Origin of the sequence: Microbacterium caowuchunii, assembly GCF_008727755.1 — a bacterium.
GTDB classification, from domain to species: domain Bacteria; phylum Actinomycetota; class Actinomycetes; order Actinomycetales; family Microbacteriaceae; genus Microbacterium; species Microbacterium caowuchunii.
Window position 1 is genome coordinate 2,188,251 of record NZ_CP044231.1, and the last position, 12,698, is coordinate 2,200,948.

11 protein-coding genes are annotated in these 12,698 nt (G+C 71.4%); 2 read left to right on the forward strand and 9 right to left on the reverse strand.

The features are described from left to right. Positions 1-23 precede the first annotated feature (23 nt). Together F6J84_RS10510 and truB are read right to left on the reverse strand one after the other, a co-directional pair. Complete coding sequence (locus F6J84_RS10510) at positions 24-392, reverse strand: hypothetical protein (protein WP_150895480.1); 369 nt, start codon at positions 390-392, stop codon at positions 24-26. Then, a complete protein-coding gene (truB, locus tag F6J84_RS10515) occupies positions 389-1,303 on the reverse strand; it encodes a tRNA pseudouridine(55) synthase TruB (RefSeq protein ID WP_150895482.1) in 915 nt (304 codons plus the stop codon). The genes F6J84_RS10510 and truB overlap by 4 nt, the downstream gene beginning before the upstream one ends. A 54-nt stretch (positions 1,304-1,357) precedes the next feature. On the opposite strand from truB, the gene F6J84_RS10520 reads away from it, so the two are divergent. Continuing rightward, on the forward strand, positions 1,358-2,224 hold the full coding sequence (locus tag F6J84_RS10520; RefSeq protein ID WP_150973575.1) for an HhH-GPD family protein: 867 nt from the start codon (positions 1,358-1,360) through the stop codon (positions 2,222-2,224). 15 nt (positions 2,225-2,239) lie between these two features. On the opposite strand, the gene rbfA is transcribed toward F6J84_RS10520, so the two are convergent. The 5 genes from rbfA to F6J84_RS10545 form a co-directional block, all read right to left on the reverse strand. Next, positions 2,240-2,668, reverse strand: a complete 429-nt coding sequence (gene rbfA, locus F6J84_RS10525) for a 30S ribosome-binding factor RbfA (RefSeq protein WP_150895485.1) — start codon at positions 2,666-2,668, stop codon at positions 2,240-2,242. A gap of 103 nt (positions 2,669-2,771) precedes the next feature. Next, positions 2,772-5,597 carry a translation initiation factor IF-2 gene (gene infB / locus F6J84_RS10530; RefSeq protein WP_191905642.1) on the reverse strand — a complete coding sequence of 942 codons (2,826 nt, stop codon included), beginning with the start codon at positions 5,595-5,597 and terminating at the stop codon, positions 2,772-2,774. A gap of 71 nt (positions 5,598-5,668) precedes the next feature. Then, on the reverse strand, positions 5,669-5,926 hold the full coding sequence (locus F6J84_RS10535; protein WP_150895489.1) for a YlxR family protein: 258 nt from the start codon (positions 5,924-5,926) through the stop codon (positions 5,669-5,671). A 28-nt stretch (positions 5,927-5,954) separates the two neighbouring features. Beyond that, positions 5,955-6,941, reverse strand: coding sequence for a transcription termination factor NusA (nusA, locus tag F6J84_RS10540; RefSeq protein WP_150973579.1), 987 nt, complete (start codon positions 6,939-6,941; stop codon positions 5,955-5,957). 92 nt (positions 6,942-7,033) lie between these two features. Continuing rightward, positions 7,034-8,884, reverse strand: a complete 1,851-nt coding sequence (locus F6J84_RS10545) for a lipase family protein (RefSeq protein WP_150973581.1) — start codon at positions 8,882-8,884, stop codon at positions 7,034-7,036. Between the two features lie 88 nt (positions 8,885-8,972). On the opposite strand from F6J84_RS10545, the gene F6J84_RS10550 reads away from it, so the two are divergent. After that, complete coding sequence (locus F6J84_RS10550) at positions 8,973-9,773, forward strand: DUF1206 domain-containing protein (protein WP_150973583.1); 801 nt, start codon at positions 8,973-8,975, stop codon at positions 9,771-9,773. 6 nt (positions 9,774-9,779) lie between these two features. On the opposite strand, the gene F6J84_RS10555 is transcribed toward F6J84_RS10550, so the two are convergent. Together F6J84_RS10555 and F6J84_RS10560 are read right to left on the reverse strand one after the other, a co-directional pair. Then, positions 9,780-10,838: an LOG family protein gene (locus tag F6J84_RS10555; protein ID WP_150973585.1), complete on the reverse strand. Its 1,059-nt coding sequence runs from the start codon at positions 10,836-10,838 to the stop codon at positions 9,780-9,782. Between the two features lie 101 nt (positions 10,839-10,939). Then, positions 10,940-12,694, reverse strand: a complete 1,755-nt coding sequence (locus F6J84_RS10560; protein ID WP_150973587.1) for a proline--tRNA ligase — start codon at positions 12,692-12,694, stop codon at positions 10,940-10,942. Between the last annotated feature and the right edge of the window lie 4 nt (positions 12,695-12,698).

The following is a 12,698-nucleotide window of genomic DNA, read 5'->3' on the forward strand; positions in this document are numbered from 1 at the left end:
CCGCCCTCTGGGCGTCCGGACGTTCAGCCGATCTGCACGGTCCAGATGACGTGCATGCGCCACACCATGACGGCCACGGCCGCCGCGGCGACCCCCATGATCACGGTGCTCCACTTGCTGCGCTCCAGCAGCGCCCACGCGACCCCGGCGGGCGGGAGCAGCGCGGCGGGCACGAGGTAGACCCAGTACTCGAGCAGGCTGCCGCTCGGCGGGTTACCGGCGAACGGGGCGATCAGCGCGACGACGATCTGGGCGATCAGCAGCACTTCGATGAGCGCCAGCGCCCCCACCGTGAGATCGCTCGGCCGGCGTCCGGCGAGGCCCAGGACGACGCACAGGAGCGCCGCGACGACGGCGACCCCCACCTGGACCAGGGTGAACCACAGGATCATTCGCTCTCCTCCGGAGGCATGTTCATGGCGCTCTTCAGATCCGCACCGCGGCGCTCGAGGATGCCCACGAGCCGCCCGGCGGGGTCGACGGCGGCGAGATGGCCGCGTCCGGCGAGGGTGCCGGCGCCGAGGAGACGCTTGCCGTGACGGAGGTCGCGCGCCTGGTCCTCGTCGACATCGAGCCTCGTCATGACGCGCGCCGCGACGACCGCCGCGTCGAGCAGCCCGCCGGCGTCCATGGCGTCCGCCGGCACGGCCTCGGCCACGTCGAAGTCGCCGATCCTCGTGCGCCGCAGCGCGCTCAGGTGGCCGCCGACGCCGAGCGCCGCGCCCAGGTCGCGGGCGAGCGCCCGGATGTACGTCCCGCTCGTGCAGTCGACCACGACGTCGAGCTCGATCAGGTGCTCGGTCCTGCGGGCGGCGAGGACGTCGAAACGGGAAACGGTCACGGCGCGGGCCTTGAGGACGACCTCCTCGCCCGCCCGGGCGCGGTCGTAGGCGCGGCGCCCGTCCACCTTTATGGCGGACACCGTGCTGGGGACCTGGGAGATGTCGCCGGTCAGCTGCGCGATGCCGGCGGCGATGGCCGCATCCGTGACGGCCGCCACGAGACCCTCCCCCGCCGTCGCCGTGACCTCCCCCTCGGCGTCGTCGGTGTCCGTGGCCGCGCCGAGCCGGATCGTCGCGAGATACGTCTTGTCGAGTCCGACGAGGTAGGTCAGCAGGCGGGTGGCGGGACCGACGCCGAGCACGAGCAGCCCGGTGGCCATCGGGTCGAGCGTCCCCGCGTGGCCGATCTTCCGCGTGCCGAGCGCCTTGCGCGCCCGCGCGACGACGTCGTGGCTGGTCATGCCCCCGGGTTTGTCCACGAGCAGGATCCCGGATGGCGCAGCAGGCCTGTCGTCACGCATCATCCCAGCCTACGACGGAGTCGGGGCGTCTCCCGGCACGCATACGCTGTCGTGGTGCCCGAACTCGCCCCGATCGTCAACGCCTGGTTCGAGCGGAATGCCCGCCCGCTCCCGTGGCGCGCGCCCGGGTTCGGTGCCTGGGGTGTGCTGGTGAGCGAGTTCATGCTCCAGCAGACTCCCGTCGAGCGGGTGGTCCCCCGGTTGCAGGAATGGCTGGAACGCTGGCCCACGCCCGCAGACCTCGCCGCCGCACCGCCGGCGGACGCCGTGCGGCTCTGGGCCAACCTCGGCTACCCCCGGCGGGCGCTGTGGCTGCATCGCGCGGCGGTGGAGATCAGGGACCGGCACGACGGCCGCGTCCCCCGCGATGTGGACGCCCTGTTGGCGCTGACGGGTGTCGGGGACTACACCGCCCGGGCGGTCGCCGTGTTCGCGTACGGGGACCACCACCCGGTCGTCGACACGAACACGCGTCGCGTACTGGCGCGCGCCGTGGACGGGCGCGCGCACCCGGGTCCGCCCGCCCGGCGGGACCTCGCCGCGATGGCGCTCCAGCTGCCGGCCGAGCACGATGCGGCGGCACGGTTCAACGCCGCCGCGATGGAGCTCGGCGCCGTCGTCTGCACGGCGCGCGCCCCGCGCTGCGATGCGTGCCCGCTGGTGGCGGTGTGCGCCTGGCGGAACGCGGGGTATCCCGACACCGGCGACACGCGGCGGCGTCAGGCCCGGTACGAGGGCAGCGACCGGCAGGCGCGCGGGGCCGTACTGCGGGTCCTCCGCGAGGCACCCGAGCACGCGGCGGCGCTCGATCAGGTCGTCCCGGACTGGCCGGACCCACGCCAGCGCGACCGGGCGATCGATTCCCTGATCGCCGACGGTCTGGCGGAGGCATCCGGCGGGATGCTGCGGCTGCCGCGCTGAGGCGGCCGCCGGATCTCAGTCCTGGATCTCGCGGGGCTTCACGTAGGGGTCCGCGTCGCCGGCGGGCTGGGCGGTCGCCGCGAGCCCGGCGACGGACTCGTCGCGCTCACGGGCCTCGCGCAGCAGGTCCTCGATGTGGCCGGCGTTCTCGGGAATGCCGTCGAGGATGAACTCGAGCGTGGGCGTGAGGCGGATGCCGAGCTTCCGGCCCACGTCGCTGCGCAGCATCCCGGTCGCGGCGGTGAGGGCGGCGGCGGAATCGATCCGCTCCTGCTCACTGCCGAGCACGGTGTAGAACACGGAGGCGTGCTGCAGGTCACCGGTCACGCGGACGTCCGTGATGGTGACGAACCCGAGACGCGGGTCCCGCAGCCCCTTCTCGAGCCGCTCCGCGATCAGGACGCGGATCCGGTCGGCAAGGCGAGCCTGACGTTCGTTGGCCATCGCTTCTTCCAATCTTGAAAACGGGTAAGGGGGTGACGACCGGCGGATCCGGGCGCCCCGCGCCCTGAGGAGCGGAGCACCCGGATCCGGTGCCGTCGGAGGCCTAGGAGCGCGGCTTCTCGCGCAGCTCGGTGGTCTCGATCTCGTCGCCGATACGGATGTCGTTGTACTTACCGAGTCCGATACCGGCCTCGAAGTCCGTGCGGACCTCGGTGACGTCGTCCTTGAAGCGGCGCAGCGACTCGATGGCCAGGCCATCGGCGATCACGACGCCTTCGCGGATGACGCGCGCCTTCGCGTTGCGCGTGATCGTGCCGCTGCGGACGATGACACCGGCGATGTTGCCGAACTTGGAGGAACGGAACACCTCCCGGATCTCGGCCACACCGGACTGGATCTCTTCGTACTCCGGCTTGAGGAGTCCCTTGAGCGACTGCTCCACATCGTCGATCGCGTTGTAGATGACCGAGTAGAAGCGGACATCGACGCCCTCACGAGCCGCGCGTTCGCGCGCCTTCGCGTCGGGGCGGACGTTGAACCCGATGACGATCGCGTTGTCGATCGTCGCGAGGTTGATGTCCGACTCCGTGACGGCACCGACACCGCGGTGGATGATGCGCAGCTGGACCGAATCGTCGACCTCGATCTTGAGCAGCGACTCCTCGAGTGCCTCGACGGCACCGGAGACGTCGCCCTTGATGATGAGGTTGAGCGACTCGACCTTGCCCTCTTCGAGAGCACGGGTGAAGTCCTCGAGCGAGATGCGCTTGCGGGCCTTGGCCAGAGCCGCGTTGCGCTCTGCGGCTTCACGCTTCTCGGCGATCTGGCGGGCCATCCGGTCGTCGTCGGTGACGATGAACACGTCACCGGCGCGCGGCACCGAGTTCAGACCCTGCACCTGGACCGGGCGGGACGGGGCGGCCTCTTCGACCGCGTCGCCGTTCTCGTCGATCATCGCGCGGACGCGGCCGTAGGCCGTCCCGGCGACGATCGGGTCGCCGACACGCAGCGTACCGGACTGGATGAGCACCGTCGCGACCGAACCGCGGCCCTTGTCGAGCTTCGCCTCGATGGCGACACCGCGTGCCGCCTTGTTCGGGTTGGCCGTCAGGTCGAGACCGGCGTCCGCCGTCAGCAGCACCGCATCCAGGAGTTCCTGGATGTTGATGTTGTTGCGCGCCGACACGTCGACGAACATGACGTCCCCGCCGTACTCCTCGGCGACCAGACCGTACTCGGTGAGCTGCTGGCGTACCTTGGCCGGGTTGGCGTCGGGCTTGTCGATCTTGTTGACCGCGACCACGATCGGCACACCTGCCGCCTGAGCGTGGTTGAGGGCCTCGACCGTCTGCGGCATGATGCCGTCGTCGGCAGCGACCACGAGGATCGCGAGGTCCGTCACCTGGGCACCACGGGCACGCATGGCGGTGAACGCCTCGTGACCAGGGGTGTCGATGAAGGTGATGGCACGTTCGATGCCCTCGTGCTCGGTCCAGACCTGGTACGCACCGATGTGCTGCGTGATGCCGCCGGCCTCGCCCGCGACCACGTTGGTCTGGCGGATGGCGTCGAGCAGTCGCGTCTTACCGTGGTCGACGTGACCCATGACGGTGACGACCGGGGGACGGATCTCGAGGTCGTCCTCGCTCTCCGCCTCGAGCTCGGCGTCGAGGTTGAGACCGAAGCCTTCGAGGAGCTCCTTGTCCTCGTCCTCGGGCGAGACCATCTGGATCTTGTAGCCGAGCTCGGCGCCGAGGACCTCGAAGGTCGCCTCGTCGAGGGACTCCGTGGCGGTCGCCATCTCACCGAGGTTGAAGAGGATCGTCACGAGCGTGCCGGGCTGGACCGTGTAGCCGGCGATGGCCTCGATCTTGTCCGCGAAGTCGGCGATCGATGCGCCGCGACGCATCCGGATGATCTGGCCGTTGCCCTTCTGGACGTTGACGCCGCCGACGACCGGCGCCGACCGCATCTCGAATTCCTGCCGCTTCGCCCGCCGCGACTTGCGCTGCTTGGACTTGCCGCCGCCCTTACCGAAGGCACCTGCGGTGCCACCACCGGGACCGCGACCACGACCGCCGGCGCCACCGGGACGACCGGCGAAACCGCCGCCCGCGGGAGCGCCCGGACGGGCGAACCCGCCGCCACCGGCACCGCCGGGACGACCGGGACCGCCGGGACGCTGCTGGAAGGGAGCGCCGGGACGACCGCCACCGCCGGGGCGACCTGCGCCGCCGGGACGGGGAGCACCCGGACGCGGAGCACCCGGACGCGGGGCCTGCGGACGAGGGATGTTGCCCGGGCTGGGACGCTGTCCCATGCCCTGAGCCGAGGCGAAGGGGTTGTTGCCCGGACGCGGGCCGGCGGGACGCTGTCCCATGCCCTGAGCGGACGCGAACGGGTTGTTACCCGGACGCGGCGCGCCACCCGGGCGCGGCGGGGTCGACGCGTCACCGGGCTTCGGAGCGGAATCGCCCGGCTTCGGTGCGGCGCCACCCGGCTTCGGCGCGGCGGGTGCCGGAGCCGAAGGAGCAGGGGTCGCGGCGTCGGGGGCCGCGGGTGCGGCCGGAGCGGCCGGCGCGGCCGGCGTCTCCGCGACGGGAGCCGGTGCCGGAGCGGCCGGTGCCGGAGCGGGTGCCGCGGGGGCCGGTGCGGGCGACTGCGGACGCGCCGCAGGTGCCGGGGCCGGACGGGCGGGGCCCGGACGGGCACCCGACGACGGCTTGGGTCCCGGGGACGCCGACTTCGGTGCCGCGGGGGTCGCTGCGCCTTCCGCCTCGAGGGCGGCGCGAAGCTTCCGAGCCACCGGGGGCTCGATGGTCGATGAGGGGCTCTTGACGAATTCGCCGAGCTCCTTCAGCTTCGCGAGGGCGACTTTACTGTCGACGCCGAGCTCGGAAGCGATCTCGTGCACGCGTGGTTTTGCCACAATTCTCCTGTCTGGGGCCTACCCAGGACAGGGCAGACCGTTACTTGCGGACGGGTCTCATTTCGAGCCGTTCACTTCGTGTCCATAGCCAATAGCCGTTTCTCGATGGTCTGCGTGTCAAGCGGGCCTGACACACGCAATGCCCGGACGAAGGCACGGCGCCGTATGGCGGCATCCATGCACTCCGGCGTCTCGTGAACCCACGCGCCCCGCCCCGGCATCGAGGCCCGGTCGTCAGTGACGAGGCGGGATCCGACGGCGATCACCCGGAGGAGATCAGTGCGGGGGGCACGCGTGCGACATCCGACACACGTTCGTACAGCATCCATCTTACACCGGTCGCCGTGCGAGGTCCGCTCAGCTCTCCAGGATGCTGTCGGGCTGGATGTCGATCTTCGCCCCGGTGAGCTTCGCGGCCAGGCGGGCGTTCTGCCCTTCCTTGCCGATCGCGAGCGAGAGCTGGTAGTCCGGCACGAGTGCGCGCACGGCCTTGATCGACGAGTCCAGGACGAACGCCGAGGTGACCTTGGCCGGCGACAGCGCGTTGGCGACGAAGGCGGCGAGTTCCGGGTCGTAGTCGACGATGTCGATCTTCTCGCCACCGAGCTCCTCGGTCACCGAGCGCACCCGGCGTCCCATCTCGCCGATGCAGGCGCCCTTCGCGTTGATCGACGGGTCCGCCGTCCGCACGGCCATCTTGGTGCGGTGCCCCGCCTCGCGGGCGAGCGAGACGATCTCGACGACGCCGGAGGCGATCTCCGGGACCTCGAGGGCGAACAGCTTCCGGACGAGTCCGGGGTGGGTGCGCGAGACCGTGATCTGCGGGCCCTTCGTGCCCTTGGAGACGGAGGTGACGTAGACGCGGATGCGGGTGCCGTGCTTGTACTGCTCGCCGGGGACCTGCTCCTCGGGCGGCAGGATCGCCTCGACCGAGCCGAGGTCGACGTGGACCATGCGGGGGTTGGGCCCCTGCTGGATCACACCGGCGACGATGTCGCCCTCCTTGCCGCGGAACTCCCCGAGCACGGCGTCGTCGGCGATGTCGCGCAGCCGCTGGTTGATGACCTGCTTGGCGGCGAAGGCGGCGATGCGGCCGAAGTCGTCCGGCGCACTCTCCTCCTCGCCGATGACGGCGCCCTCCTCGTCGAGGAGCGGCACGAACACGGCCACGTGGCCGGTCTTCCGGTCCAGATGCGCACGGGCGCCAGCGGGCAGTTCGCCGCTGGGCGAGGTGTGCTTCGCGTAGGCGGTCAGAATCGCCTGCTCGATGATGGCGACGAGTTCTTCGAACGGGATTTCCCGTTCGCGCTCGACCGTACGCAGAAGTCCGAGATCGATATCCACGATGACCTACCTATTCATTTCTTCGCGGCGCGCAGAGCGTCCGCATCCCGTCTACGTTACCCGATCGCGCGCGGGCGGATCCCGGCGGACGGTCAGGGTTCGCAGTCGTCCAGCACGGATGCCGGGGGCACAGCGGCGAACCGCAGCGTGTCGGTCCACCGCACGAGGTCGGTCAGCATGGCCGAGCGCGGTTGCAGGATGTCCTGGTGGCCACGGCCGCGCACCGGCACCGCCCGCACCTGCTCCCCCTGGGCGCAGAGCCGCTCCACCAGCGCACGCTGCGACGCCGTGGGCAGGACCTCGTCACGCGTCCCCCAGGACACGAAGATCGGCGTGTTCCACGGCCCCGTCGGCACGTTCTCGGCGAGTCGTCGCCCCAGCGCCCCACTGGTCAGGTTCTCGGTGTCGAAGGGGCTGTCCTCGCGCAGGCCCAGCGCGGTCAGCGCGGAGACCATCACGCCGGGCTCGCTCAGGCAGCGCTGGGTCATCTCGCGCACGATCGACCGGGCGCCGGTCGCGACGTAGGCGTTCAGATCGACGTCGGCGTAGGTGTCCGCATACGGCACCAGCACCCAGGAGACGAGCACCGTGAGCATCGCACCCGCGTCGCCGGAGGTCAGTTCCCGGGCGAGTTCCACCGGGTCCGCCGCCGGCGCGAACGCCGCCGTCCCCAGGATGTCCAGGCCGGGGGTGTACTCCTCGGCCAGCTGCGAGGTCCACAGCGCCGCGTGGCCGCCCTGCGAGTGTCCCCAGACGACGGTCTGGGGCGAGAGCACGAGGTCCTCCATCTCCCCGGCCGCCAGCACCGCGTCGAGGGCGGAGTGCGCCTCGCCCTTGCCGATCAGGTAGGGGAACGTGCCGGGCGCGCCCTGTCCGCTGTAGTCGGGGGCGACGACCACCCAGCCGCGGGCGAGCATCTGCTCCAGGGCGGGGATCGCCCACTTCGTGGCGGTCCCGTCGGTGAGGCTCGGCGCGCATCCGCGGGCCACGCCGGTGGTTCCGTGGTTCCAGATGATCACCGGACGGGGTCCGGGCGCCGGGTCGTCCGGGACGATGACCATGGCGCTGCCCACGGCACGGAAGCCGTGCGCATCGCGCGTCGTGTAGAGGATGCGGCTGACGCTTCCCCGGTCCGGTTCCCGGCCGAGGGACTCCCCCGTGCGAATGAGCCGCCCGTGACCGAGCGGGAGGTCGCTCGGCGGATCGTAGAAGCCGTCCACGACCGGCGCACCCTCGCTGAGGAAGTCGTCGAGCCCGAAACCGCCGACGGCGCCCACGACCAGCAGGAGCGACAGCGCGTACCGTCCGGCGGCCGCCCAGGCCAGTGCGCGCCGCGACGGCTCGGCGACCGCTCTCTGCGCGCCCGGCGGACGCCGCGCGGCGATCAGCCGTCGCGTCCCGCGGGTGATCAGCGTCGCCCCGAAGACGATCGTGCGCACCCCGAAGACGACCGCGACGACCAGGAGGGTGAGATCCGGCCAGGTCAGCGACAGTACGCCGAAGGCGATCTGGGCCGCCCCCCAGGCGAGGGCCAGCACCCGGACGCTCAGCCGCTTCGCCCCGAGCGCGTCGCCGAGTGAGGCCAGGCCGCCGACGACGAGCAGGATCGCGAGCGCTGCGGGGAGGAATTCGATGCTGCGGCCGAGCCAGACGAGCACGATGACCCCGCCCGCGATCCACACGAAGGCCAGCGCGCGCGTCCACCACGTCGGCGCACGGTGCCGGGAGACGAGTTCGAGGAGCCCGGAGAGGATCGCGCTGACCCCGACGTAGACGCCGAGGAGGACGAGGGAGGCCAGCGGCCGGATGACGATGAGCGAGCCCAGCAGCGCGATGCCGGCGCCCAGCAGCATCATGACCCGGGGCGGTGCCGCTTCCAGGAGACCCGCCAGTGCACGCCAGCGCGGCGGCTTCGGGGCGGGGGGTGCGGCGGTTTCGGGCATCCGGTCATTTTAGGTCCGCCGCCGATGTGTCCCGTGCAGGTCGTCAAGCCCCCGCGGACGATCTCCCCCGTCCCTCTAGAGTCCGGGCATGACCTCGACCAAGGACGCCGCCCGCGCGGCGGAGGCCAACCCGGTGCTGCGCACCCTCGCCCGCGCCGGCTACGCCGCGAACGGCGTCGTGCACGCCCTCATCGGGGCGATCGTCCTGGCCGTCGCCTCTGGCGCGGGGGGCGAGAGCGACCAGTCGGGCGCGTTCAAGGCGATCGCAGCCGCGCCGGCCGGGTTCGTCGCCCTCTGGGTGCTGGCCGTCGCGCTGGGCGCCCTGGGCATCTGGCACGGCGTGGCGGCGGTGCCCGTGCACGCCTCCGATCCGGCCAAGAAGTGGGGCAGGCGCGTCTCCGAGGCCGGGCAGGCGGTCGTCTTCCTCGCGCTGGGGGTGATCGCCGGCGCGGTCGCGCTGGGAGCGGAGCCCAGCGGGGACGACGCCGCCCGTGCCGCGAGCAGCGGCGTCCTCGCCGTCCCGGGTGGGCCGTTCCTCCTGGGCGCCGTCGGGCTCGGCGTCGCCATCGCGGGCATCGCGTTCGTCGTGATGGGCGTGCGGCGCAGCTTCCGCACCAAGATGACCATCCCCGGCGGCACGGTGGGAGGCCTCACCACGGCACTCGGGGTGTTCGGCTTCATCGCCAAAGGCGTCGCCCTGTTCGCGGTCGGCGTCCTGCTGATCGTCGCTGCGGTGCGCGTGGACCCGGAGGAGGCGGGCGGACTCGACGGCGCCGTCGCGACCCTCCTGGGGCTCCCCCTCGGGCCATGGCTCGTGGCGTCGATCGGGTTCGGGTTCATCGCGTACGGCGTGTTCTGCGGCTTCCGCGCCCGTTACGCGCGTCTCTGATCGCGATCAGACGGGCGGGCGGGACATCGGCGGCGCGCTCGGGAGATCGTTGATCGCCCGGATGAGCCGGAACAGCGAGCCGACCTTGATCTGGTTCAGCCGCAGCACGAGCCGAGGGAGCTCCAGCCGGTCATCGTCCTCCCGTTCCCGGGCGAGCGGCGCGCTGCGTTCGATCCGGCCGGACGCGAGGAGGCCGCCGAAGCGCTCGTTCAGCTCGTCGACCTCGGCATCGTCGGGTTCCGCGCGCAGGCGCAGCACGAGGCGTCCGCCGACCCAGCGCATCGAGTCGTAGTTCCGCCAGAACCCGGTGATCTCGTTCGCCGCCGCTTCCACGGAGTCGGTGATCAGCACCCGGTCGAAGTCGTCGGTTGAGACGACCCCGGAGGCGATCAGGTGGTCGTCGACGAAGGTCCGCAGACCCTCCCAGAACGTGCCGCCGGGTTCGTCGAGCAGAACGATGGGCGTCGGCTCCGCCTTGCCGGTCTGCTGCAGGGTCAGCAGCTCGAACATCTCGTCCAGGGTGCCGAATCCCCCCGGCACGCACACGAAGCCCTGCGACTCCTTGACCAGCATGAGCTTGCGCGTGAAGAAGTACTTCATCGCCACGTGGCGCGCATCGTCGGCGACGACCGCGTTCGGGCTCTGCTCGAAGGGCAGCCGGATCGACACCCCGAGCGAGCGCTCCGCTCCGGCACCCTCGACCGCGGCCTGCATGATTCCGGGTCCCGCGCCCGTGACGATCATCCAACCGCGCTCGGCGAGGGCTGCCGCGACCTCCGCCGCCGCCAGGTATCGGGCGTCGTCGGACCTCGTCCGGGCCGAGCCGAAGATCGTCACCTTGGGGGTGCCCGCATACGGGGCGAAGAGACGGAAGGCAGCGCGCATCTCGGAGAGCGCGGCGGTGGTGATCTTCAGGTTCAGCCGGCTCGCCTCGTCCATGCCGAGGCCGATGCCGGTCGCGAGGATCCGGGCGACGAGGTCGACGTTCACCGAGACCCCGGCATCCGCGATCACCGCGCGGATGTCGTCGGTCACGTCGCGGGGCACGATGGAGCGTTCAGGCATGGCCCCAGCGTCGCACGATCCGGCGGTGCCGGCGTCGAGGGTTGACGTCGGCACCGCGCGCACGCAGCGCACCCGCGAGCGGCCGCGCCGGGATCAGCGGCTCAGGCGGTGAGGATTCCTCGGACGTCGCCGGCGGGCACGGTCTCCCGCTCGCCCGTGCGCCGGTCCCAGACCTCGACCATGCCCTCGGCGGCGCCGCGACCCACGATGACGATCCGCGGCACGCCGATGAGTTCGGCGTCGCCGAACTTCACCCCGGGCGAGACCTTGGGGCGGTCGTCGTAGAGCACGTCCAGGCCCGCCGTCTCGAGCTCCGCGCTCAGCGAGGCGGCGAGCTCGAAGGCGGCCGCGTCGCGACCCGCCGCGACCACGTGCACGTCGAACGGCGCGACGGAGGTGGGCCAGATCAATCCGCGGTCATCGTTGTTCAGCTCCGCGATGATCGCCAGGATGCGGGTGACCCCGATGCCGTACGAGCCCATCGTGACGGTGACGAGCTTGCCGTTCTCGTCGAGCACCTTGAGGCCGAGGGCGTCGGCGTACTTCCGGCCGAGCTGGAAGACGTGGCCGATCTCCATCCCGCGGGCGAGCGAGACCGGACCGGAACCGTCCGGTGCCGGGTCGCCCTCGCGGACGCTGGCGACCTCGACGAAACCGTCCGCCCCGAAGTCGCGCCCGGCCACGAGGGAGTGCACGTGCTTCTGGTCGATGTTGGCGCCGGTGATCCAACTCGTCCCGTCGACCACGCGGGGGTCGAGGACGTACCGGATGCCGGTGGCCGATTCCTCGCCCAGGATCGCGCCGGTGGGCGACCAGGGTCCGATGTAGCCCTTCACCAGCAGCGGGTTGGCGGCGAAGTCCGCTTCGGTGGCCGGCTCCACGGATGCGGGGGCGAAGGCGACCTCGACGCGCTTGTCGTCCACGTCGCGGTCACCGGGCAGGCCCACGACGACCAGTTCCCGCGTCCCGTCCAGGTGCGTCAGGGCGAACACGACGTTCTTCAGTGTGTCCGCGGCCGTGTACTCACCGTCGAGGTGCGTGTTGGCGTGCTCCACGAGAGTGGCGATCGTCGGGGTGTCGGGCGAATCGAAGATGACCGGCTCGGGGAGACCCTCGATCGGCAGCGCGTCCGGCACGACCGTGGTGAACGCCTCGACGTTCGCGGCGTACCCGCCCGCGGAACGGACGAAGGTGTCCTCGCCGACAGGGGTCGGGTGCAGGAACTCCTCGGACCGGGATCCGCCCATGGCGCCGGCATCCGCCTGGACGATCACGTACTCGAGGCCCAGGCGCTGGAAGATGCGCTCGTAGGCGTCGCGCTGGGCCTGGTACGAGGCGTCCAGACCGGCGTCCGTGTAGTCGAAGGAGTAGGCGTCCTTCATGGTGAACTCGCGACCGCGCAGGAGCCCGGCGCGGGGGCGTGCCTCGTCGCGGTACTTGTCCTGGATCTGATAGATCGTCAGCGGCAGGTCCTTGTACGAGGAGTACAGGTCCTTCACCAGCAGGGTGAAGACCTCCTCGTGGGTCGGGGCCAGCAGGTAGTCGGCACCCTTGCGGTCCTGCAGGCGGAACAGCGCGTCGCCGTACTCCTCCCAGCGACCCGTGACCTCGTAGGGCTCGCGCGGCAGCAGAGCCGGGAAGTGCACCTCGTAGGCGCCCGCCGCACCCATCTCGTCGCGGATGATCTGCTCGATCTTCGCCTTGACGCGCAGTCCGAGCGGAAGCCACGCGAACACACCGGGCGCCTGGCGCCGGATGTAGCCGGCACGGACGAGCAGCCGGTGACTGGTCACCTCCGCGTCGGCCGGGTCTTCACGGAGGGTGCGGAGGAAGAAGTGCGAGAGACGGGTGACCACGAGG

Coding starts and splice junctions, on each gene's coding strand:
- F6J84_RS10510 (WP_150895480.1), bottom strand. CDS start 392: ATGATCCTGTGGTTCACCCTGGTCCAGGTGGGGGTCGCCGTCGTCGCG.
- truB (WP_150895482.1), bottom strand. CDS start 1,303: ATGCGTGACGACAGGCCTGCTGCGCCATCCGGGATCCTGCTCGTGGAC.
- rbfA (WP_150895485.1), bottom strand. CDS start 2,668: ATGGCCAACGAACGTCAGGCTCGCCTTGCCGACCGGATCCGCGTCCTG.
- F6J84_RS10535 (WP_150895489.1), bottom strand. CDS start 5,926: ATGGATGCTGTACGAACGTGTGTCGGATGTCGCACGCGTGCCCCCCGC.
- F6J84_RS10545 (WP_150973581.1), bottom strand. CDS start 8,884: ATGCCCGAAACCGCCGCACCCCCCGCCCCGAAGCCGCCGCGCTGGCGT.
- F6J84_RS10550 (WP_150973583.1), top strand. CDS start 8,973: ATGACCTCGACCAAGGACGCCGCCCGCGCGGCGGAGGCCAACCCGGTG.
- F6J84_RS10555 (WP_150973585.1), bottom strand. CDS start 10,838: ATGCCTGAACGCTCCATCGTGCCCCGCGACGTGACCGACGACATCCGC.